21 protein-coding genes are annotated in these 23,603 nt (G+C 41.7%); 13 read left to right on the top strand and 8 right to left on the bottom strand.

Annotated features, from left to right (window positions below; all coding sequences use genetic code 11):
• Positions 1-10 precede the first annotated feature (10 nt).
• Together BTO08_RS01450 and BTO08_RS01440 are read right to left on the bottom strand one after the other, a co-directional pair.
• On the bottom strand, positions 11-1,243 hold the full coding sequence (locus BTO08_RS01450; RefSeq protein WP_105059598.1) for an exonuclease SbcCD subunit D C-terminal domain-containing protein: 1,233 nt from the start codon (positions 1,241-1,243) through the stop codon (positions 11-13).
• Positions 1,244-1,859: 616 nt separating this feature from the next.
• Positions 1,860-2,099, bottom strand: coding sequence for a DUF3892 domain-containing protein (locus BTO08_RS01440; protein WP_105059596.1), 240 nt, complete (start codon positions 2,097-2,099; stop codon positions 1,860-1,862).
• Between the two features lie 514 nt (positions 2,100-2,613).
• Here BTO08_RS01440 and BTO08_RS01435 point away from each other — a divergent pair.
• The 4 genes from BTO08_RS01435 to rdgC all read left to right on the top strand — a co-directional run bounded on the left by BTO08_RS01435 (position 2,614) and on the right by rdgC (position 6,008).
• On the top strand, positions 2,614-2,856 hold the full coding sequence (locus BTO08_RS01435) for a hypothetical protein (RefSeq protein WP_105059595.1): 243 nt from the start codon (positions 2,614-2,616) through the stop codon (positions 2,854-2,856).
• 172 nt (positions 2,857-3,028) lie between these two features.
• Positions 3,029-3,421 (top strand): hypothetical protein, encoded by a 393-nt coding sequence (locus tag BTO08_RS01430; RefSeq protein WP_005369367.1) that lies wholly within the window; start codon positions 3,029-3,031, stop codon positions 3,419-3,421.
• A 292-nt stretch (positions 3,422-3,713) separates the two neighbouring features.
• Positions 3,714-4,940 carry an NAD(P)/FAD-dependent oxidoreductase gene (locus BTO08_RS01425; protein WP_105059594.1) on the top strand — a complete coding sequence of 409 codons (1,227 nt, stop codon included), beginning with the start codon at positions 3,714-3,716 and terminating at the stop codon, positions 4,938-4,940.
• A 156-nt stretch (positions 4,941-5,096) separates the two neighbouring features.
• A complete protein-coding gene (gene rdgC / locus BTO08_RS01420) occupies positions 5,097-6,008 on the top strand; it encodes a recombination-associated protein RdgC (protein ID WP_173425458.1) in 912 nt (303 codons plus the stop codon).
• Positions 6,009-6,112: 104 nt separating this feature from the next.
• Here the strand turns inward: rdgC and BTO08_RS01415 are convergent, their stop codons facing one another.
• From BTO08_RS01415 to BTO08_RS01405, 3 genes are all read right to left on the bottom strand, one after another.
• On the bottom strand, positions 6,113-7,588 hold the full coding sequence (locus tag BTO08_RS01415) for a permease (RefSeq protein ID WP_105059593.1): 1,476 nt from the start codon (positions 7,586-7,588) through the stop codon (positions 6,113-6,115).
• Between the two features lie 138 nt (positions 7,589-7,726).
• Positions 7,727-8,320: a DNA-3-methyladenine glycosylase I gene (locus BTO08_RS01410; RefSeq protein WP_105059592.1), complete on the bottom strand. Its 594-nt coding sequence runs from the start codon at positions 8,318-8,320 to the stop codon at positions 7,727-7,729.
• A 69-nt stretch (positions 8,321-8,389) separates the two neighbouring features.
• Entirely contained in the window at positions 8,390-9,751 is a 1,362-nt protein-coding gene (locus tag BTO08_RS01405) for a GntP family permease (protein ID WP_105059591.1), read from the bottom strand.
• A 163-nt stretch (positions 9,752-9,914) separates the two neighbouring features.
• Here BTO08_RS01405 and BTO08_RS01400 point away from each other — a divergent pair, with 163 nt between their 5' ends.
• Genes BTO08_RS01400 through BTO08_RS01390 form a run of 3 tightly spaced genes read left to right on the top strand, consistent with a single transcriptional unit; the run spans position 9,915 to position 12,875 of the window.
• Positions 9,915-10,427, top strand: a complete 513-nt coding sequence (locus BTO08_RS01400; protein ID WP_005369391.1) for a gluconokinase — start codon at positions 9,915-9,917, stop codon at positions 10,425-10,427.
• Positions 10,424-12,214, top strand: a complete 1,791-nt coding sequence (gene edd, locus BTO08_RS01395; RefSeq protein WP_105059590.1) for a phosphogluconate dehydratase — start codon at positions 10,424-10,426, stop codon at positions 12,212-12,214. Before BTO08_RS01400 ends, edd begins: the two co-directional genes overlap by 4 nt.
• Before the next feature lie 22 nt (positions 12,215-12,236).
• Positions 12,237-12,875, top strand: coding sequence for a bifunctional 4-hydroxy-2-oxoglutarate aldolase/2-dehydro-3-deoxy-phosphogluconate aldolase (locus tag BTO08_RS01390; RefSeq protein WP_105059589.1), 639 nt, complete (start codon positions 12,237-12,239; stop codon positions 12,873-12,875).
• 82 nt (positions 12,876-12,957) lie between these two features.
• On the opposite strand, the gene BTO08_RS01385 is transcribed toward BTO08_RS01390, so the two are convergent.
• On the bottom strand, positions 12,958-13,986 hold the full coding sequence (locus BTO08_RS01385; protein ID WP_105059588.1) for a substrate-binding domain-containing protein: 1,029 nt from the start codon (positions 13,984-13,986) through the stop codon (positions 12,958-12,960).
• A gap of 278 nt (positions 13,987-14,264) precedes the next feature.
• Here BTO08_RS01385 and yegQ point away from each other — a divergent pair, with 278 nt between their 5' ends.
• Both yegQ and BTO08_RS01375 read left to right on the top strand, forming a co-directional pair.
• On the top strand, positions 14,265-15,653 hold the full coding sequence (gene yegQ / locus BTO08_RS01380) for a tRNA 5-hydroxyuridine modification protein YegQ (RefSeq protein ID WP_045084309.1): 1,389 nt from the start codon (positions 14,265-14,267) through the stop codon (positions 15,651-15,653).
• A gap of 5 nt (positions 15,654-15,658) precedes the next feature.
• Positions 15,659-15,913, top strand: coding sequence for a YfhL family 4Fe-4S dicluster ferredoxin (locus BTO08_RS01375; protein ID WP_005369403.1), 255 nt, complete (start codon positions 15,659-15,661; stop codon positions 15,911-15,913).
• 83 nt (positions 15,914-15,996) lie between these two features.
• Here the strand turns inward: BTO08_RS01375 and mepA are convergent, their stop codons facing one another.
• Both mepA and fdhD read right to left on the bottom strand, forming a co-directional pair.
• Entirely contained in the window at positions 15,997-16,827 is an 831-nt protein-coding gene (gene mepA, locus BTO08_RS01370; RefSeq protein ID WP_105059587.1) for a penicillin-insensitive murein endopeptidase, read from the bottom strand.
• A gap of 324 nt (positions 16,828-17,151) precedes the next feature.
• The gene (gene fdhD / locus BTO08_RS01365; RefSeq protein WP_105059586.1) at positions 17,152-17,979 is read right to left on the bottom strand and encodes a formate dehydrogenase accessory sulfurtransferase FdhD; all 828 of its coding nucleotides are present in this window, start codon (positions 17,977-17,979) and stop codon (positions 17,152-17,154) included.
• Positions 17,980-18,080: 101 nt separating this feature from the next.
• On the opposite strand from fdhD, the gene fdnG reads away from it, so the two are divergent.
• The 4 genes from fdnG (at position 18,081) to fdhE (ending at position 23,595) form a co-directional block, all read left to right on the top strand.
• Positions 18,081-21,095, top strand: coding sequence for a formate dehydrogenase-N subunit alpha (fdnG, locus tag BTO08_RS01355; protein WP_146108430.1), 3,015 nt, complete (start codon positions 18,081-18,083; stop codon positions 21,093-21,095).
• 3 nt (positions 21,096-21,098) lie between these two features.
• Positions 21,099-21,974: a formate dehydrogenase subunit beta gene (gene fdxH / locus BTO08_RS01350; RefSeq protein WP_005369414.1), complete on the top strand. Its 876-nt coding sequence runs from the start codon at positions 21,099-21,101 to the stop codon at positions 21,972-21,974.
• Positions 21,971-22,606 carry a formate dehydrogenase subunit gamma gene (locus tag BTO08_RS01345; protein ID WP_105059584.1) on the top strand — a complete coding sequence of 212 codons (636 nt, stop codon included), beginning with the start codon at positions 21,971-21,973 and terminating at the stop codon, positions 22,604-22,606. Before fdxH ends, BTO08_RS01345 begins: the two co-directional genes overlap by 4 nt.
• A 98-nt stretch (positions 22,607-22,704) precedes the next feature.
• On the top strand, positions 22,705-23,595 hold the full coding sequence (fdhE, locus tag BTO08_RS01340) for a formate dehydrogenase accessory protein FdhE (RefSeq protein ID WP_105059583.1): 891 nt from the start codon (positions 22,705-22,707) through the stop codon (positions 23,593-23,595).
• Positions 23,596-23,603 lie beyond the last annotated feature (8 nt).

Raw genomic sequence — 23,603 nt, 5'->3', positions numbered from 1 at the left:
ATTATCTCTCTTATTCTTGTTCTTCAACTTGAGTTAATAGGGTTTCAAACGCTTCAGCCATTGCTTCAGTTGGCTCACCATCGAATTTCTTATTCCAACTTAATGCGAACACTTGTTGTGGCGACACCTCTGATAATCGACGGTGTTGCAAGCTATCTTGTTGCTCGCGTTGGCTGTAATGGGGCGTAATTTTGGCAAGACGAACAGATTTACCTTCTAATGCTTGCAGCACTTTTTCACGCAATAAGGCTTGTGGTTTATCAAGCAACACATGCACTTCTAAAAAGGGTTGTTGCTCACGTGACAATTCATCGTCAGGTAAGGCTTTTAATGCTACTAACACTTCATCTAACGGCGCGGGTTTGGTTGGCACTTTAAGCATGTCGACACAGCGAGGAATACTGATCTCTTCAATCGCTTTAACGTCACTACCATCAAACTCTACTGCTAAAATTTGGTGGTTATAATTACGCTCTGACATCGACAGTGGAATCGGCGAACCGCTATAACGAACATTCTCTTTCTTCGCCACTTTTTGGGCTAGATGCAAATGTCCAAGCGCGACATAACTCATGTCATCAGCAAAAATTGAGGCTGGTAGCGCATGTTGATTACCGCCAAGTACTCGGCGTTCTGACATTTCAGATAATTGCCCTGATGCCATGTACGCGTGTCCCATGCCGATCATCGCTTGTTCTGGCGTAAGCAATTCACGGGCGGCTTGGGTCATATCGCTATATAGCACTTCTACCCCTTTAATTAAGCGGTCTTCGTTTTCATCAAGATTATCGGTACGTAAATCGGCGCTGCGCAAAAACGGCACAGCTAATACATACGCGGCAGTTTGTTTATCTTTATTGGTGATAGGCACCAGCATACGCTTAACATCTAAGGTACCATCTTCTAAACGATGGATGCCGCCAACCATATGCAAATCAAAGGCTTTTAATAGTTCATGAGGCGCATCAAGCTTGCTTGGTGAATCATGATTACCACCAATCATCACTACATCTAAATTCGGTAGGGTTTTCGACACTTTCGCCAAAAAGCGATACAACATGCGCCATGCGCTAGCGGGTGGGTTGGCAGTATCGAAAATATCGCCAGCGACTAACAAGGCATCCGCTTGCTGAGCTTCAAGTTCATCGGCTAACCAATCTAAGAACGCTTGATGTTCATAGTCGCGGTTATAACCGTGGAGTTGATGCCCTAAGTGCCAGTCAGAGGTATGGATAATTTTCATAATATAATGCGCAACCTAGCCAGAAATAATCTGCTGATTGTACCGTGAGATCTCCCAAACCACATCTGCTATTTCACTGCCTTACACAGCTATCACGGAATTTTATTTTTGATAAATAAGTCAGGGAGTTAGTTTGGGGAAGTTAGGTGTAGTTTTAGGTAAGTTAAAATGAAAAAAGACCGCTGTATAGCGATCTTTTGAATGTGTATTTAACAATAACTCTATTTATGCATACTAGTTATTAAAAACTAACAATTAATCATCTATATTAACTGAGCATTTTTCCTTAACGATTTCGAAATTAGTTTAAATTTAATATTTTTACAACTTATGTAATTTTCCCATACAGATAAAGTAAATGATGCAAAAATGACTGCGCCTTTCGCTAGTAAATGCCAATAAGGGGTTGTATCTAATAAGTCGTTTTTTATAAAAACAAAAAATAATAAAATCAACACCATAAAAGAAATGGATGCCCACGATTTAATTATCGTTGCAACATAAAGTCTCTTAGCTTTCACTAAGCCTAATAAAATTTTTGTATATCTATATTTGATAGTTTTGAACATTACTAACTCAAGAGGATAGATGCCGCCATAAACAATAAATAACCTAGTTAATTATTGATGTTATCAGGCTTACTTCTATTCGGGTTATTTCTAGCGTATTCGACACCATTTCGTAAGTAGATATGAGTATCAGGGTGCTTACCTTTACGAACTTCACGAACTAATTGTGAACGACTTACAGTACCTCTCCCAGTAATAGTATAAGTATCATTCCCACCACGATTACCACCGCCATTGCCATTGCCATTGCCATTGCCATTGCCATTAATACTAGAACCTTTAGCCATAACTTTAAGCCCTTAAATGAAGATCAACAAAATGCACAACGCACAATTATACATGTATGGATGAACAGTTAAAATTACAATAGCTAACGTAAATTAACTGTCAAAAAATAACGAATTTAGACCTATTTAACATATGTCATCTTTTATGCACTATATAATCTGAATTCACATAAAAAATGAGTTCAAACCATCCTTTTACTCACAAAAGTGTCCTATTTAGGTCTAATTCCCCACGTTACAATTGAATAAAGAATGTGAACCACCAGCATAATTCCTCTTTCACACCAGTTCTGCTTTGCATCACTCAAAAATCGAATCTCACTTCATTTCCCATAAATTCAATAACCTACACCCCATCCCGAGCCTAATTCATACCACCAATATATATTATTACACAATAGTAATAATTAATTACCAAATTACGCAATTGTTTTGTTTTTTGAAAGAATTAATATAGCCACATCGAAACGCACAAGGCGTTCACAAAAATTCAAAACAAAAGGTTTTATTACTCATGAAAACAGTTATTAAAGCAACTATCGCAGCGGCTATTATCGCAACATCTTTTACTGCTGCAGCAAAAGACGGTAACTTTACTGGTAACATTAACTTCAATAAATCAACAACTAATGCAGTTAATGTTGGCCACTACCAAAAACAAGGTACCGCTGAACGCTCTCACTCTGGTTTAGTATTTTCACAGCATAAAGCTGCATTAAACTTTTCTGAAAAGCTACTTTCAGCAGCAGATAAGTAAGCATTACCCATAAAAGAACACTACTCTTTCTTTTATTATTACCGTTTAACCATTGTTCTTTTTATTTTTCATTAATTACCAGTTTAATAAGTAATTATTGTACTTCTTGTTACACCCTACAAAAGACTGAATACACTGTTTCAGTCTTATTATAAAAAATAAGGTCAATCCAATGACAACATTAACAGAAAAGCCAGGCATCACTCTGATCAAATCAGGTACTTTTAAGCTAAATGATTTAAGCAAACTGTTAGAAGTTGAAGGCTTAAAAAGTGATATGGCTGAAGTTGCTGTAACAAACAACAGCGCGCCATTGACGATTGGTCATTTCACTATGTCTCCAGGCGTAGAGTTTGAATACTTTTACGATTCAGTAGAATACAAAGTAGTTACTAAAGGTAAAATCGTAATGCGTGATACAGACGGCAACAAATACGTTGCTGAAGTGGGCGACGTTATTCTGTTCTCACCTGACGTTACTGTTATCTTCGATGCAGAAAGTGACGGCGAAGCTATCTACACAGCACACCGCCAAGCAGCTGAAGATTTCGCGCCTGCTAAATAATTTCATTACCAAATGAATCTTCTAAAGCCTTGAGTTTTGCTCAAGGCTTTTTTTTCGCCCCAAGCATTTTATTCCATTAAAAAATCCTTACCCCCTAAGGATTGCAAAAAACAAATACCCACAAGATCATAAAATCCCATCTAGACTCTATAGTAATTTTTAAACCTATCATTTCGCCTTTCGATATAGTGCTCTTCCATGATCGGCTAACAACCTTTTATTTTTGTTAACAGGTTGACGGTGATAACTAATCCATCTGAACGGACTTATAACCAGAATGTGAGGAGTTCCTATGTCACGAATTGTTATTGTTGGTGGGGGTGCCGCTGGTATTGAGCTATCTACCCTATTAAAAAAAACAATAAGAAAAGAAGATGATGTCATTTTAGTTGAACCAGAAACGCATCACTTCTGGAAACCACGTTTGCATGAAATCGCAGCGGGGACATTTGATAGCGATCTTGATACGGTTTGTTATTTCACTCATGGCGCGCGACATGGTTACCAGCATTACCAAGCCTCTATGACGGATATCCATCGCGAAGAAAAAACGATTTCTGTCTGTGGTGCTGCCGATAACATTAACTATGAACTGGAATACGATTATTTGATTATCGCCATTGGCGCGGTAAGCAATGACTTTAATACTCCCGGTGCTAAAGACCATTGCATCTTTTTAGATTCAGCCAATCAAGCCCGCCAAGCATGGCACCGAATGAGCTACATTTTACGAGCAGGAGAAGCCCACACCGTGAATATTGTTGGTGCAGGTGCAACAGGAGTTGAACTGGCAGCAGAGCTTGAACGTGTGAGTAGAAAGCTGCAACGTTATAACGGCACACCGTTAACGATTAATTTAATAGAAGCGGCAGATCGCGTATTACCAAATAGCCCTGAAAAAATGTCGCGTAAAGTGCAACAAGAGCTCGAGAAAAATAACATTAATGTTTTACTTCAAACTCGCATTAGTGAAGTGACGGAGAAAAGTATGATCACAAGCGATGATCGTACGCTTGATGCTGATGTTCAATTTTGGGCGGCTGGGATTAAGGCCCCTGATTGGCTAAATGGTATTGGCGGCTTGGCTTATAACCGTATCAATCAAATTGAAGTGAATATGGATTTAACCACAACCGTTGATGACTGTATTTTCGCGCTCGGTGATTGCGCTGCCATTCCACAACCCGATGGCAGTTTTGTTCCCCCTAAAGCACAAGCAGCGAATCGAGCGGCAGAGCATTTAGCCAAAAGTTTAGGTGGTTTTTTGCATGGTAAACCGCTCACTGATTTTATCTTTAAAGATGGCGGAATGGTGGTTGCAGTTGGGCATTACTTTGCGGTTGGCTCTTTTGCTCCCGGCTCTAAAATGGAAAGCCAGTTTGTGTTACATGGGCTACTTATTCGCCGCATCTACGATACGATTTTCCGTTTACACCAAAGAACCATCAGTAACATGTTTACGGTTTCTCGGTTAATGGTTGCTAAACGTATGAAAGCAGTATTCAAACCGAAAATATAACGCTTTATTGTGAGAGCATAAATTTAATTTTACTCACAGTTCAGTAAGTTATTACACAATCTTAAGCTTCAATCACAAACGCCTCTTAGTAATTTTTAGTGGTTAGGTTAATATGTGCGACCCAACTGTTTAACCCTAGGAAGTGTGACTGCCATGATGTGGTTTAAGAATTTACTAACCTACCGCTTTACGCGTGAAATTGATTTAAATGCAGACCAACTGGAAAAACAGCTGGAAGAGTTCCGCTTCACGCCTTGTGGTAGCCAAGACATCCAAAAATTTGGCTGGGCACACGCATTAGGCAAACATGGTGATATGTTCACCCATGTTTCTGGCGACAATATTTTAATTTGTGCGCGTAAAGAAGAAAAAATGCTGCCTGCTTCTGTGATCAAAGAATCACTGAATAACAAAGTTGAGATGCAGGAAAAAGATCTTGGTCGTAAGTTGAAAAAGACTGAGAAAGATACGCTTAAAGATGAAATCGTGATGGATTTACTGCCTCGCGCTTTCAGTCGTCAATCGCAAACTTTCGCTCTGATCATGCCAAAGCTTGGCTATATTGTGGTTGATGCAGGCAGCTTTAAAAAAGCAGAAGATATGCTGGCGCTACTACGTAAATCTATCGGTAGCCTACCTGTTGTACCTGTTGTACCTGAAAAACCATTAGCACTAACCATGACGGAATGGGTGCGTAGCAATCAAGCTCCTCATGGTTTCACTATCGGTGAAGAAGCAGAGTTTAAAGCGGTTGAAGAAGATGGCGGTGTGATCCGTTGTAAGCAACAAGATTTAAACTGCGACGAAATTCTTGCACATATCGAAGCAAACAAGGTGGTAACGAAACTGGCTTTAAACTGGCAAGACCGTGTCGACTTTGTCCTTGCTGATGATTTAACCGTGAAGCGTTTGAAGTTCTCTGATGAAATCAAAGATCAAAACGAAGATATCGACCGTGAAGATATGGCGCAACGTATTGATGCAGACTTATCACTGATGGGTGGTGAATTCTCTGCGTTCTTACCAAACCTATTTGAAGTGGTTGGCGGTTTAGAAAATAAAGGCTAATCCCTTTTATTAGAACAACATCGAATACATAAAATAAAAGCCGTGATGCTCTGTTGTTTTTACAACCAAGAGCACCACGGCTTTTTTATTGATCAGCGGATTGATTACATGCTCATTCCCATGCCTACATTGGCTTTTTTACCTAAACGGTAATACCAAATAGAAAGCGGAATAAAGATCAGATTCATCACTGTGGTCATGTTCATACCAAAACCAGATTGGTTTAAAGTACGTAAGGTTTGATCGGTTGTGACCCAACCAAAGCCATTGAAGATTGCATCAACACATAACCCTGTAAATAAAATCGCCATGAACAGTAAACCTACCATCCATTTAGTTGGGCGTTTACCGTAATATTTTTGATAAACACGCATCATTGGAATAGTTAATACATCGGAAAGAATAAAACCAATCACCCCACCAAATGAAATACCACCATGCCATAGTGCTGCTGCCAAAATTAAGTTGCCCACCGAGCAAACATAAGCAAGCATCGCGACAAAAATACCGATGATAACATCCAGCAACGAGTGTAACCAAGCTGGCAACCCTGCATCGTTACTGATAAATAAGACGCGCCAACCTTCTTGTGGCACTAAAGCAATTAAGATTGATGATACAACAACACCAATTAAGATCTCTTTGCCTATCATTGCCAAATCCATTTGGAAAAAGCTGGCAGATTTGGTGATTTTTGCCATTACATCAGTGTCATTTTTTGATGGCATAGTCATGTTAGACATATCAATGCCGCAGTCACTGGTGTCATGCTTCATTTCAGACATGTCCATGACACAGTCACTGCTCTCATGCTTCATGTTCGACATGTCCATGCCGCAGTCACTGGTGTCATGCTTCATTTCAGACATATCCATGCCACAGTCACTGCTCTCATGCTTCATGTTCGACATATCCATGCCACAGTCACTGCTCTCATGCTTCATGTTCGACATATCCATGCCACAGTCACTGCTCTCATGCTTCATGTTAGACATGTCCATACCGCAATCACTGCTGTCATGTTTCATCTTCGACATATCCATGCCGCAGTCGCTGGTGTCATGCTTCATTTCAGACATGTCCATGCCACAACTGGCTTTTTGTTGCGGCGCGGCATTGGCTATGTGCTGACGTAATTCTTGTTCAACATCTTTGGGATAAAAACGGCTAAACAAAAAGCCAACGGTTGCGATTAAGATCAAGCCACCAATGACTTCACCCCACAAGAATGTCCAGCCCATGAGTGCCACCAGCACAATAAACATTTCCACTATCAAGTTAGTACTAGATACTAAAAATGCCATTGCGTTGGCAATCGTCGCCTTTTTGGCTAACAAGGTATGAGACAAGGACGCGGCAGCATAAGAACACGACGATGACATCATGCCTAATAGCGTGGTAAAGCTAAGGCTTTTCACATCGGTTTTACCCAAGTGTTTGACCACGGTATCAACAGGTAATAAGTTGCGAATAAAAGAAGAGAGTATTAAGCCAAACGCTAATGGCCAGAAGATTTGCCATGACATGTTAAAAAACACAGAAATGACATGAAAGATGATATTGCTATCCCCACTTTCCATGAAGACACCTTTGTTATTGTTATTTATAAGAGAGATATCGGTTTAGCATAGTACGCTTATCTAAAGCATTACATCGCTTTATCACTCAAACTAACTTTGCAAATGTGTCTTAGTAAAAATTTAGTAATATCAAATAGGTTACGTGTTGTTAGGATAACAATGACAAGTCGTTAAATGATCATTCACCATCCCTACGGCTTGCATAAAGGAATAGCAGGTTATTGCCCCAATAAACTTAAATCCTTGCTTCTTGAGTACCTTACTCATGTTTGCTGATTGCTCAGTTTGAGCTGGCATTTCAGCCATGGTTTGCCATTGATTAACAACCGTTTTATGTTCTACAAACTGCCAGAAAAAATCGACTAATGGCGTTTGTTTGCGAATTTCAATCAACAAGACAAGGTTATTTAAAGCGGCCGCTATTTTACCGCGATGTTTTATCACATCAAACTGCTGGCAAATATGCTCGACCAACACTTCGCGTGGTTGTGGCAATAATTCCGCTTCAATTTTAGCTAAATCAAAATCAAAAAAAGCAGCCCGATAAGCCGGACGTTTACGCAGTACGGTTAACCAGCTCAATCCACTTTGCATACTCTCTAAAATAAAACATTCAGCAAGGGCGTTATCATCACACGGTTTTTTGCCCCATTCGGTATCGTGATAATGCTGTAACAGAGGATCGGTTGTTGCCCAGTCGCAGCAAGTCGTTGGCGTACTCGGGGTTGTCATAATACAGTCCTTATAAAAAAATACGGGAGTATCACTACTCCCGTATTGGCTTCTACACGTTATCTTAATTTATAAGAAAATACTTAATGTTGCAGCAATTGTGAAGGCAATTGTACCTAGAAGGGTTTCCATTACCGTCCACGTTTTTAGGGTTGTTTTCTCATCCATATCTAGCAGTTTACCTACTAGCCAGAATCCTGAATCGTTGAAGTGAGATAACACGGTTGCACCCGATGCAATTGCAATCACGATGAAACATAAATCTAAAGCACTTAGACCTGTTGTTGCCGCAACCATAGGTGCAATCAGTGCTGCTGTTGTAGTTAGAGCAACCGTTGCTGAACCTTGCGCTACACGTAACGCTGTTGAAACTAAGAATGCTGCCACAATCACTGGCATACCAGTATCAGACATTAAGTTAGCTAGCGCGTCACCAATACCACTTGCACGTAGTACGCCACCGAACATACCGCCCGCACCCGTTACAAGAATAACGGCACAGATTGGCGCAAGTGAATCACCACATAGCTTTTCAAGTTTTGCCATGCCGTAATTTTTAGAGAACAGTGCTAAACAGAACAACAAGGTGATCATCAATGCGATAGGTGTTTTACCCAACATACGTAAGGCATTAACCCATGTTGCATCACCATTTACCACACCCATTACTGTTAGCGTGTGTAGACCCGTGTCCATAAAGATAAGCACTAAAGGCATTAACAAAATAACAAGAACTGTTGAGAACTTAGGTAAGTTGTTTTCGTCAATCACTTCTTGGGTTGCTAAGAAAGCTTGTGGTAGAGGAAGATTAAATCTTTCACCCGCCCATAATCCGTAAAGGTAAGCACCTAGGTACCAAGTCGGTAGTGCAATCAACAAACCAACAATGGTTAATAAACCAATATTTGCTCCCAGTAATTCACTTGCAGCAACAGGACCTGGATGCGGCGGCAAGAATGCGTGCATCACAGCAAAGGCACCAGCAACAGGTAGTGCGTACTTAATTGTTGAGCCACCAAATTGTTTAGCAACACTAAACAAAATAGGCATCATGACCATTAACCCAGCATCGAAGAAGATTGGAAAACCAAACAACAGCGACGCAACACCTAACGCAAAAGGTGCTTTTTCAGGGCCAAACCTACCAATTAAGGTATCCGCTAGTACTTTAGCGCCCCCTGTTACTTCAAGAATTCGCCCTATCATGGTACCTAGACCGACAAGCAGAGCAACAGAAGCTAATGTGCCTCCAAAACCTGACATCATGGTAGGTACAACTTGATCAGCATTTACACCAGTTACTACTGCTGTAATAAAACTCACTAAAGTTAAAGCTAGGAAAGCATGTAACTTAAATTTCATTATAAGTAGTAATAACAACAAGATAGAACATGCTGCGATAAACAATAAGTAGGTTGGGTCTAACGTCATACAGGATCTCTCCAGCAAAAAAGAATGTTTTATTCCGTTGTGAATATTTTTATTGTGAGTATCTTCACAACGCTCAATGTTACGGGTAACATGTTACCCGTAACATGGTAGCTTACAAGAAAATAGAACAACTGATGTTCAAAAGTGAGATAGAGGTTAAAAAATGGCAGGTCAAAGCATAATTGTAATGGGGGTATGTGGTTGCGGGAAATCTACGATTGGTGAAGGTATCGCCCACAGCTTAAATGCAAAGTTCATCGATGGTGATGATTTACACCCAAGAGCCAACATCCAAAAGATGGCCAGTGGCACACCATTGAACGATACCGATCGTGAACCTTGGTTAGAGCGTATTCGTGATGCCGCTTATAGCATCGAGAATAAAAACGAAGTTGGGATCATTGTTTGTTCAGCCTTAAAAAAGAAATACCGCGATCAGATCCGTGAAGGCAATAAAAACGTTTCGTTTATCTTCTTAGATGGCGATCGTGAATTGATCCTTGAACGAATGCGTGCCCGTAAAGGTCATTTTATGCGTGACACCATGTTAACTAGCCAACTTGAAACTCTTGAGCGTCCTGTTGATGAGATGGATGTATTCACTGTCTCTATCGATGGTTCTATTAACGAAATTATTGAAGATGCTGTTCAGCAATTACGTGAGGCAAATCTATGAATCCGATTATTTCAGCCGTGACCGAGCGTATTAAAGCAAGAAGTGCTGAAAGTTATCCGCAATGGTTAGCTATGATCAAGGAAATGGAACAAGCGGGTAAAGGGCGTAGCCAACTTTCTTGCGGTAATTTAGCTCACGTTGTTGCCGCTAATTGCGCCCAAGAAAAATCAGCGATTTTAGATTTTCTGCATGCCAACATTGCTATCGTCAGTGGCTACAATGACATGCTAAGTGCTCACCAGCCTTATAAATATTACCCAGACATTATTGCAAAAGCGCTGGCGGAATACGGCCATACTAGCCAAGTGGCTGGTTGTGTTCCAGCAATGTGCGACGGTATTACTCAAGGTCAACCGGGCATGGAAATGTCGCTGTTTTCTCGTGATATTGTCGCCCAAGCAACAGCAATTACCTTAAGTCATAACGCTTTTGATGCAACATTATTGTTAAGCATCTGCGACAAAATCGCCCCGGGACAATTGATCGGTGCATTATCTTTTGCGCATCTTCCAACAGCATTCGTGCCAGTAGGGCCAATGGGAACAGGCATAAGCAATGATGAAAAGGTTAATGTTCGTCAACAATATGCCGCAGGTGAAGTCGATTCTACTGCGCTATTAACCATGGAATGTCAGGCATACCACTCACCGGGTACCTGTACGTTTTATGGCACAGCGAATACTAACCAACTTATTTTAGAAGCAATGGGCTTAATGCTACCGGGCTCGGCGTTTGTGCCACCGACAAGCGAACTACGAAAAGTATTAACCGAAGAAACCGCTTGTCGTATTGCTGCGGCAGCAAATCAGCAATCAAGCCAATACCGCCCTCTTTATCAAGTAATGACGGCAGAAAGTTTGGTAAATGGTTTAGTGGCATGGTTAGCCTCAGGTGGCAGTACTAACCATAGCTTACATATGGTAGCGATTGCTCGTAGTGCGGGCATTATTTTAACGTGGGATGACATTAGTGATTTATCTGATGTGGTTCCTTTATTGGTGCGCATGTACCCGAATGGGCCTGCTGATATTAATGCTTTCCAGCAAGCCGGTGGCGTACCAACCTTAATGAAAACATTGCACCAACGTGGGCTACTCAATACCAATGTGAAAACGGCGTTTGGTGAATTTACAGATCAAATGACCACACCAAGCTTACAAGATGGCAAACTGGTATGGTCGCCTTGTGCTGACTCAACAGATAGTGATGTTATTTGTACACCTGAGATCACTTTTAACCCGACAGGTGGCTTAAAAGTATTAAAGGGAAATATTGGTACATCGGTGATTAAAGTGTCTGCGGTTGCAAAACAGCATCAACATATTACAGCACCAGCGAAAGTATTCCGTTGCCAAAACGAGGTTGAAAAAGCCTATAAACAAGGGTTGTTAGATCAAGATGCGATTATTGTTGTGACCCATAACGGACCTGCAGCAAATGGTATGCCTGAACTTCACAAATTAATGCCAATTTTAGGTAATATCCAAAAGAAAGGATATCAAGTCGCATTAGTTACCGACGGTCGCTTATCAGGAGCATCAGGCAAAATTCCTGCTGCAATCCATATTACGCCAGAAGCACTACGTGGTGGTGCTATAGGTTTAATTAGAGACGGCGATATGGTGGAATTAAATGCGATCACAGGTGAGCTAACGGTTAACGCTGATCTTACAGCTCGTAGCGCACCGATTGAAAACGATATACCTGCATTTACCTTTGGTCGTAATTTATTCGCCAATTTACGCAAGCAAGTGTCAAGTGCCGATACTGGTGCCACTATTTTTTAAGTTATTGGATAGGAAGAAAAACATGAATACTTGGCAAGTTAATCCACAAGATGTGTTTGCCGCATCGCCTGTAGTCCCTGTAATGATCATTGAACGCGTAGAAGACGCCGTTCCAATGGCACAAGCACTAAAAAATGGTGGTATCACGGTATTTGAAATTACCCTGCGTACACCTGTTGCTCTTGATGCAATTCGTGCGATTGCGGAAGCGATGCCTGATGCGATGGTGGGCGCTGGAACGGTACTTACCTGCGAGCAGTATGACGCTGCAGTTGAAGCTGGCGCAAAATTTGTGATTTCTCCAGGAATGACACCTAAGCTACTTAACTATGCAAAATCTGGCACCGCACCTTTAATTCCAGGTGTGAGCACGCCATCAGAAATCATGCAGGCGTTAGAGCTTGGCTATCAGCAATTAAAATTCTTCCCAGCAGAAGCGAATGGTGGTGCTAAAGCTCTCGCCGCTATTGCTGCGCCATTACCACAAGTACAATTCTGCCCAACAGGCGGCATTAGCCCAGCAAACGTTGATCAGTACAAAGCGGTAAAATGTGTTGCTACCGTTGGGGGGTCTTGGATGCTACCTAAAGATTTGATTGATAATGGTCAGTGGGAAGAAATCACCAAACTTTCTCAAGAGGCGGTAGCGCTATTAGCGTAATGCTAAATCAATCAGTGATTAGTAAATAAAGATTGATGAATAAATGCAGGCAGCGCACGATACTCTCGTGCGCTGTTTTTTATTACTTACTTTCTACTTTGGGCTTTCCTAAGCTATCGCCTAAGTACAAGCTATAACCAATATCTTGAATAGGATTAGCCACTTTTTTTCCTGCTAATTTCTTCAATAATAATGTCGCTGCTGCAGCACCAATTTCTTCACGCGGTGTATTCACACTCGCAAGCGTCGGTGAAATCGCTTTACCAATATCTAAGGCATTATAACCTGCAATGGCTACCTGACTTGGAATGGCAACATTGTGCTCTTGGCAATGCATCATAGCGCCAATCGCTAAGTCATCATTGGTACAAAATACAGCATCTAACTCTGGGTGTTGCGCGAGAGCTTGACGCATTAATTCTCGTCCTTGGGTAAAGCTCGAGTGCTCTTCTGTCGAGACAATACGTGGCGTTAGTCCTTTTACTTCCATCGCTTGAATATAACCATCACAACGCAATTGGGTACGGCGATCTAATCGCGCAGCGAAATAAACAATATTGCAGCGTCCGTATTCAATCATCTTAGAGACTAAATCAAATGCCGCCTGTTGGTGATCCAGCCCTACCGCCATATCAATTGGGTGTTCAGGCAAATCAATCGTTTCTACCACAGGAATAGCCGCAGCATTGATCATCTTATAACTGCGTTCGCTGTGAATACTTTCAGTCAAAATCAAACCATCAACATGGTAAGACAATAACGAAGCAATCTTCTCTTCTTCCTCTTCCGCACTGTAGCCATAGTGGGTGATCAGGGTTTGATAACCTTCTTTTTTGGTTACCGATTCAATCCCTTGTAATAAAGAAGCAAATACTTGGTTAGATAACGATGGCAGTAAGATCCCAATCGCCTTACTGTTACGGTTCGATAAAATATCAGGCGCACGACTGGCGACATAACCTAGCTCTTCCACCACTAAAGCGATTTTTTCTCGTGTACTTTCAGCCACAGAGCTAGGATCACGCAAATAACGACTCACCGTCATTTTTGTTACTCCCACCTGTTTTGCAACATCATTTAATGTGGGACGGTGTTTCGGTTTGGTTGTCATTAGTCTGTCCTGACGATGAGATGAAGAAAATAAAATGTGATAGACGTAGATTATGAGGTAAATCTAATAGCAGCAACTATTTATCTGTAATTTCATCATGATCAGATTGTTTACGCCTCGTCTTAAAAACGATTTTACAGAATGTAATTATTGCAAAAAAGAAAAAACTCAATGAGAAAAGTGGCACTTAGGTCACGAAAAACGTAAAATCCCGCCTTAACTTTGTATCACTAGGTGATACGAACTGATCTGGAATCAGAATAAGAGAATATAGAGCAATGTTTAAACCAGAATTACTTTCACCTGCAGGCAGCCTTAAAAACATGCGTTACGCATTTGCCTACGGCGCTGATGCCGTTTATGCAGGTCAACCTCGCTACAGTCTTCGTGTTCGTAACAACGAGTTCAACCACGAAAACCTAAAGATTGGTATTGATGAAGCACATGCTCAAGGTAAAAAGCTGTATGTGGTATGTAATATTCAACCGCATAACTCAAAGCTAAAAACCTTCATTCGCGATCTTAAACCAATCGTAGAAATGGGCCCTGACGCACTTATCATGTCAGATCCAGGTCTTATTATGATGGTTCGTGAAGCATTCCCTGAGGTTGTTATTCACCTATCAGTTCAAGCCAACGCAGTTAACTGGGCAACAGTGAAATTCTGGGCTAGCCAAGGTGTTGAGCGTGTCATTCTATCTCGTGAGTTATCACTAGAAGAAATCGAAGAAATTCGTGAGCATTGCCCTGACACTGAACTAGAAATCTTCGTTCACGGTGCTCTTTGCATGGCTTACTCTGGTCGTTGCCTACTTTCTGGTTACATCAACAAGCGCGATCCAAACCAAGGCACATGTACAAATGCTTGCCGTTGGGAATATAAAACAGAGAAAGCGACTGAAAACGATGCGGGTCAAATCGTTGAAATTCAAGACGCAGTGCAAACACAAGACGTTGAAGAGCGTCCTGATAATACACTAGGTCTAGGTAAACCAATTGATGATGTTGTGCTACTAAGCGAATCTCACCGTCCTGAAGAAAAAATGGCGGCGTTTGAAGATGAGCATGGTACTTACATCATGAACTCAAAAGATCTTCGTGCTGTTCAACACGTTGAGCGTCTAACTAAGATGGGTGTTCACTCACTGAAGATTGAAGGTCGTACTAAGTCGTTCTACTACTGTGCTCGTACTGCGCAAGTTTACCGTAAAGCGATTGATGATGCCGTTGCAGGTAAACCATTTGATGAATCACTACTAGGCACATTAGAAAGCTTAGCGCACCGTGGTTACACTGAAGGTTTCCTACGTCGTCACACCCATGACACGTACCAAAACTATGACTACGGTTACTCAATTTCTGATTCTCAACAATTTGTTGGTGAGTTCACAGGTAAACGCCGTGGCGATCTTGCTGAAGTTGAAGTGAAGAACAAATTCGTTGTTGGTGATAGCCTTGAAGTAATGACACCAAAAGGTAACGTTATCTTCAACCTTGAGACAATGGAAAACCGTAAGTCTGAAGTAATTGATGACGCGAAAGGTAATGGTCACTTCGTATTTATCCCTGTACCTGCAGATATGGATCTTGATTTTGGTCTGTTAATGCGTAACTTGGGTAATGGCGAAGATACACGTAACCCTCACGCTCCTAAAGACGGTAAATAAGCACTATGGCACTGCTCATTACAAGCAAATGCATTAACTGCGACATGTGTGATCCTGAATGCCCTAACGAGGCAATCACCATGGGTGATAGCATCTATGAAATAAACCCAGATCGCTGTACTGAATGTAAAGGGCATTACGACAAGCCGACCTGTCAGTCGGTTTGTCCAATCACCAACTGCATTATTACCGATCCTGATCACGTTGAATCTGACGATGAACTGTTAGAAAAGTTTGTTACCTTACAAGGTCTTGCTTAGTTCTTATTCGAGCCAACCATCAGACAATAAAAAAGCGCCTTTCGGCGCTTTTTTTGTACCTATACACAGTTAATTTAGCAAGATTAACTATTAAGAAGCACCTTACACTGAGCAGGTAACACTGGCTTCGGTTTTGGTTTTGGCTTAACCGCCGGTTTGCTTGGCTCAGGCTTTTTAAAATCTGGTGACCATGAGGCTAACTCTTTACCACAGCCATCACCTGGTGGTGGTGGGGTTTGTGGCTCACAGTAAGTACTGCCTTCAGGACAGTTTAAACGGACATGGAAATGGTAGTAATGACCAAACCAAGGACGGACTTTACGTAACCAATCACGATCTTTCCATTCCGTTTTACAAAGCTGCTCTTTGATCACAGGATGAACGAATATACGGGCTACACGATCATCACTTGCCGCAAGCTGGATCAAATGAGCTTGTTTACTGCTCCAGTTCTTTTCGATGATTTTGTAATTTTTTACATCGACCATAGGCAGAGCTGAAACTGTTTTTAGATCTTTCTGTGATAACGGTTTTTCCGGAATACGTAACCAAATATCCGCATCCAAGCCTGTTTGGTGGCTCGCGTGACCAGACGAAAAACGTCCGCCACGAGGCATCGCAATATCTCCCACCAGCACATTACCAATTTTCAGTTGCTGTGCGGTTTTCATTAGCTCTTTTAAGAAAGTGATTGTCTCAGGGTTACCATAGTAACGACCGCGTTCAGCGCGGATCACTTGATAACCATCACCTTCCAGTGGCAGTGCTTCCGCGCCTGCTAAACACCCATTCGAGTATGAGCCAATAGACATTGATTCACCTGATGTTGGTGTTTTTACTTTTTCCCATGGTGTTGCCATCACGCTCGCACTTGAAGCTACAAGTAACAACCCTGTTAATATTTTCCCTAACACAACTGATTCCTAATTATGATAAACAAACAAATCATAGCCTATGCGTTTTAATGACTCCAATAAAATCATGCTGTTAATCGTTTATAATTCACGGTTATAACAATATTTATATATAATCTATAATTAACAAATTAAATAAGAATGATTCTCTTATACAAATAAAAATATAGAGTGCTATTGGTTTATTTAAGTCAGTATTTGTTATTTTTACTTATTTAGCATGATTATTACTGATTCATAGAAATATATAAAATCAAAAAATAGCGTTATCAACGCCTTATTTAACTTATAAAGAATCCATTCTTTTTATTTTATAAAATATTTTTAATTTATTATTCTATGCTTATTTGTATAAATAGTAGCCCTACCTTCTCGACAAAAACCTATTAATGTTAATCCAGATTCTTCAGCTAAATTAATCGCTAATGCTGTAGGTGCTGATACTGCAAATAATATCTCCACACCGACAGATGTTGCCTTTTGCACTATTTCGTAACTAGCACGACTGGTAATTAAGATTGCACCTTTGGTAAGTTGCGAATATTTTGCACGAGCGCCTATTAACTTATCTAGCGCCACATGACGGCCAACATCTTCATAAATCGCCGCTAATTCACCGTGTTCATTTAACCATACGGCAGCATGGGTACACCCCGTACGGTTAGCGAGTTCCTGATTCTCATACAAAAACTTAAGAGATTGATTAATAACAGAAATAGGCATTCTTTGCGTATCAGGAACCGTATTTACAGGCTTCATTGCTTGCTTTAAATGTTCAATCCCACACAACCCACAACCGGTTCTTCCTACCAGTTGTCGACGCTGATCTTTAAGCATCATAAAAGCACGATTTTGTAATTCTATATAAACTTCTATCCCCTCTTTACTACTTTTTATATCAATATTTTTTATTTCTTTAATATTGTTAATAATTCTTTCAGATAATGAAAAACCAATTGCGAAGTTTTCTAGATTTGATGGGGTTGCCATCATTACTGCATGAGATATTCCATTATAAATAAGCGCAATGGGAACTTCTTCTGCAATAAAGTCTTCACATTCTATTTTTATTCCGTTCTTATATTTAATTATTTCATGAACAGAATATTCCTGATGCTCTATATATTCATCAGTAATTAAACAACTAGACATTTATTATTTCACACAAAAATTTGACGATATTATATTCGCGCCTATAATAGCCGACCTCTTATGTAATACAATTCTTTTTATAATAATTAGGTGAGTTGACTTTGAATATAAGTAGACGTCAATTATTTAAATTGTGCGCGGGAGCTGTCGCTACGACATCTATTGCCTCCCTTGCCACAATACCGCAAAAAGCTTGGGCGCAAGCTCGAGAATTTAAATTAACAGCAGCAAAAGAAACGCGTAATACGTGTTCTTACTGTTCTGTTGGTTGCGGAACTTTACTTTACAGTACTGGTGCAGCAAACGGTAATATCAAACAAAAGGTATTCCACGTTGAAGGTGATCCCGATCATCCAGTAAGTCGTGGTGCATTATGTCCAAAAGGTGCGGGTCTAGCTGGTTTTGTTAACAGCGAACAACGTTTGAAATTCCCCGAATATCGCGCACCTGGTTCAGACAAATGGCAACGTATCTCATGGGATGAAGCATTCACCCGTATTGCCAAGTTAATGAAGCAAGACCGTGATGAAAACCTTGTTAAAACAAATGAGCAAGGCACCACAGTTAACCGCTGGCTAACCACAGGTATGCTATGTGCTTCGGCAGAAAGCAACGAAAATGGTTGGTTAACACAAAAATTTGCCCGTGGTTTGGGCATGGTTCCAGTTGACACTCAAGCGCGTATTTGACACGGCCCAACGGTAGCAAGTCTTGCTCCAACATTTGGCCGCGGTGCGATGACCAACAACTGGGTTGACATTAAAAATGCCAACGTAATCCTTGTAATGGGCGGCAACGCAGCAGAAGCACACCCTGTAGGCTTCCGCTGGGCAATTGAAGCTCAAAAAACCAATAACGCTGAAATCATTGTGGTTGATCCACGTTTCACGCGTACTGCAGCAGTGGCAGATCACTATGCACCAATCCGTTCTGGTGCTGATATTGCCTTCCTATTAGGTGCTATTCGTTACCTGATCGCAAGCAGCCAAGTAAATCACGAATATGTAAAAGCCTACACTAACGCTAGCTTTATCGTACGTGATGATTACGCATTCCATGATGGTCTGTTCTCAGGTTATGACGCAGAGAAACGTCAGTACGATCGTAGTAGCTGGTTCTACAAGCTAGACGATAACGGCTACGCAATGAAGGATGAATCCCTACAACATCCTCGCTGTGTATGGAACTTACTGAAAGAACACGTATCTCGCTACACACCTGATGTAGTTTCAAACATCACAGGTACGCCTGTTGATATGTTTGAACACGTATGTAAGGCGCTAGGTAGCACAGCTGCCGATAACCGTGTTGCCACTATTTTGTACGCAACAGGTTGGACTCAGCACTCAAAAGGCGCTGAAAACATCCGTTGTATGGCAATGATCCAGTTACTTCTAGGTAACATGGGTATGGCTGGCGGCGGTGTTAACGCCCTACGTGGTCACTCAAATATCCAAGGTATTACTGACCTTGGTTTGTTAGCACAAAATCTGCCGGGCTACTTGAAACTGCCATCTGATAAAGATGTCGATCTTGCCACTCACCTTAAGCACCACACACCAGTGGCACTTGAAGCAGATCAAACTAACTACTGGCAACACTACCCGTCTTTCTTCGTATCATTACTGAAGTCGTTCTACGGTAAAAATGCAACCGCAGAAAATAACTTTGGTTACGACATGATGCCGAAGTGGGATCAGGGTTACGACATGCTTCGCGTCTTCGACATGATGAAGAAAGGCGAAATGAACGGTTACATCTGTCAAGGTTTTAACCCTGTTGGCTCTATGTCCAACAAGCAAAAAACATTGGATGCGTTATCTAAGTTGAAATACTTAGTGGTTATCGATCCACTAGCGACAGAAACATCAACGTTCTGGCAGAACAAACCAAACGTAAACGAAGTGGATACCAAGAATATCCAAACTGAAGTATTCCGTTTACCTTGTGCATGTTTTGCTGAAGAAGATGGCACCATCGTAAGTTCAGCGCGCTGGTTACAGTGGCACTGGAAAGCGGCAGATATGCCGGGAGAAGCGAAAGGTGATGCTGAGATCTTAGCGGGTATCTTCATGAAGATGCGTAATATGTACCAACAACATGGTGGTACATACCCAGATCCAATCCTTTCTCTAGATTGGAACTACGCAATTCCTGATGCGCCAAACACTAAAGAATTAGCACAAGAACTTAACGGTAAAGATGCTAACGGCAACCAGCTATCTAGCTTTGCTCAACTAAAAGCTGATGGTTCTACTACAGCAGGTTGTTGGCTGTACACCGGTAGTTGGACTCCTGCGGGTAACCAAACTGCACGTCGTGATAACAGCGATCCATCTGGTTTAGGTTTAGCACCAAACTGGGCATGGTCTTGGCCTGCTAACCGTCGTGTTCTGTACAACCGTGCATCAACACGTCCTGACGGCACACCTTGGGATAAGTCACGTACTTTAGTTGAATGGAATGGTAGCAAGTGGGTTGGCCCCGATGTGCCTGACTTTAACGCTAAGCTTCCACCATCAAGCAATGCGGGTCCATTTATCATGCAACCAGAAGGCGTTGGTCGTCTATTTGCGTTAGATAAAATGGCTGAAGGTCCGTTCCCTGAACACTACGAACCGTTTGAAACACCAATTGGTACCAACCCATTACATAAGAATGTGGTATCAAACCCAGCGGCACGTATTTTCAAAGACGATCTTGCACAGCTTGGTCAAAAAGAGCAGTTCCCATTTGTGGGTACGACTTACCGCTTAACGGAGCACTTCCATACGTGGACAAGTCACTCTCACTTCAACGCTGTTCTACAACCAGAACAATTTGTTGAGATTGGCGAAGGCTTGGCAAAAGAGCGTGGCATTAAGAATGCTGACATGGTTCGCGTAACCTCTAAGCGTGGCTTCATTGAAGCAAAAGCGTATGTGTCTAAGCGTATTACACCACTACATGTTAATGGCCAAGCCGTTCACACTGTGGGTATTCCTATTCACTGGGGTTATGAAGGCGACACCAAACCTGGTTACTTAGCAAATGCGCTATCGCCATGTGTAGGTGATGCTAACTGTCAAACGCCAGAGTACAAGGCATTCTTGGTTAACGTGGAAAAGGTGAAGTAAGCCATGGGTATGGAATCACAGAATATTATTCGTAGTTCTGCGACATCATCGCTAACGCCTTCACCTGATGCGCGTAAACGCCAAATTCAGGTAACAAAGCTTATCGATGTAACGTGCTGTACTGGCTGTAAAGGCTGTATGGATGCGTGTAGCGAATGGAACAACTTGCGCGGCAAAGTCGGTACCTTTGAAGGTACTTACCAAAATCCGCCAAATACAACCGCTGAAACATGGACCACTATCCACTTCAAAGAAATTGAAGAAGATAACAAGTTCAAATGGTTATTCAGCAAGCACAGTTGTATGCACTGTTCAGATCCAGGCTGCTTAAAAGCCTGTCCTGAACCTGATGCTATCGTGCAATATGAAAACGGTGTTGTCGATTTCAACTCTGAAAAATGTGTTGGTTGTGGTTACTGTATTGCGGGTTGTCCATTCGACATTCCACGTATGAACCCAGTCGATAACCGTGTTTACAAGTGTACTTTGTGTCTTGATCGCTTACAGGCAGGTCAAGTGCCTTCATGTGCTAAAACCTGTCCAACAGGCGCACTACGTTTTGGCGAGCGAGAAGAAATTCTTGAATACGCTAATCAACGAGTGGCTGCACTGCAAGCCAAAGGTCACAAGAACGCGGGGATTTACAACCCAGCCGGTGTGGGCGGCACACACGTGATTTATGTTCTACACGATATTACTGATCCTGAACGTTACGATCTGCCAAAAGATCCAAAGATCAGCGAAACAGTGAAATTGTGGAAAGACGATGTGAAGCCACTTGCAGCAGCAGGTTTAGTGGGTACGCTTGCGTTAGCAGCGATTCACCGTGTAACTGTTGGTCGCAGCCGTGTTGCGGAAGAAGAAGGTGATGAAAAATGAGTTTGAATAAAACAATTTTACGTCATAAGCCTTTAGATCGCGTTGTGCACTGGACAGTAGCACTAACGGGTATCTGGACTCTATTGTCTGGTTTATCTTTTATATTCGCACCATTGCACTTCCTTAGCTATGTCTACGGTTCACCGCAACTTGCACGTATTTTGCACCCATTCGGCGCAATTGTGATGACAATCGGACTTGCGTTTTTAGTTGCACGCTATTGGAGCCATAACCACTTTGAAAAAGGTGATCTCCAGTGGATGCTAAAAGTGAAAGACGTCTTAACCGAGAACGAAGAAAACGTACCAGAAGCAGGACAATACAACGCAGGTCAAAAAATGATCCTACGTCAATTTATTGCTTGTGGTTTGATCCTTCTTGTTACCGGTTTGATTGCATGGCGTGCCTACTTTGCGGCGTACTTCAGCATTGATGTCGTTCGCATTGCACTGATTGTTCACTCAATCACAGCCATTGTTTTTGCTCTTAGCCTGATTATCCATGCTTACATGGCGTACTGGGTAGAAGGCTCTATCGATGGCATGTTAGAAGGGAAGGTTTCTCCTGCTTGGGCGAAGAAACACCACCCTCGTTGGCTACGTTCGCTAACTAGCGGCAAAAACCAACACTAACAACATGATTAAAAGCGGTAAGCCTGCACTTACCGCTTTTACCTTTTTATACCAACCAAGGTTTACTTTGGTTGGTATTCTTGTAATTGGAAAACAGCATGAGCGTTAAAATTCTAGATAAAAATACGATTATTAAACAAAAAAGTGATGGCTTTACTCCGTTAATTATTGGTGATCCTGCAACCATTTTTTCAGCTCGTGCCGAGCGTTTACGTGCACTGGCTAAAGACTCTTTCATGGCAGATTACCTACTATTAGCCGGACAAATTGTTCAACAACAAGCGCTATTGGCCGAAGACTTTGCACAACCTGTTACTAACTTTGCATCAGAAAATGCTTTAACTTGGCCGCTATCTTTAGATCAAGCTTGGTTTCCAATCTTAGAAGCCATGCTAGCGCAATTAACCACTTCATTACGTTTAGTTGCATCTGACGACATTGTAAAAGTGATCGATTCACTTCAAGATCTTGATTGCGACACCCTACACCATTACTTCACAGCACTTCAGCATAACCAGCCTGAGCGTGTACCTGCTGATCTCGCTATTTTGCTATGGGCTTGTATTAATACATTCACCAGCCTACTTGTAAAAACCACGGCACTAGAGTGGCAACCCGAGCCAAATGTAAAACAGCATTTCTGCCCTCTTTGTGGTGGTGCGCCAGTGGCAAGTTTGATTAAAGGCAGTGGTCACCGTTACCTACATTGCAGCCAATGTGAAACAGAGTGGCATCGTCTTCGTGCTGAATGTACCCAATGTGCGGATGGTGAAAATATCCATCTACAAAGTGAAACCCTAGAAGATGCAGTACGTGCTGAAACTTGCGGTCACTGTAATAGCTACCTCAAGATTTTATTTTTAGAAAAGCAACCAAACCTTGATCCTATCGCAGACGATCTTGCGACATTAGTGTTAGATCAGAAGTTAAACCAAAACGAATTATACCGTAATGGATTTAACCCATTCTTTTTACCACTAATACAGTAATACTGAGA

Source organism: Photobacterium angustum (assembly GCF_002954615.1).
Classification (GTDB): domain Bacteria; phylum Pseudomonadota; class Gammaproteobacteria; order Enterobacterales; family Vibrionaceae; genus Photobacterium; species Photobacterium angustum_A.
The sequence above is the reverse complement of the archived record's forward strand: the minus strand, read 5'-3'. Positions and strand labels throughout refer to the sequence as shown.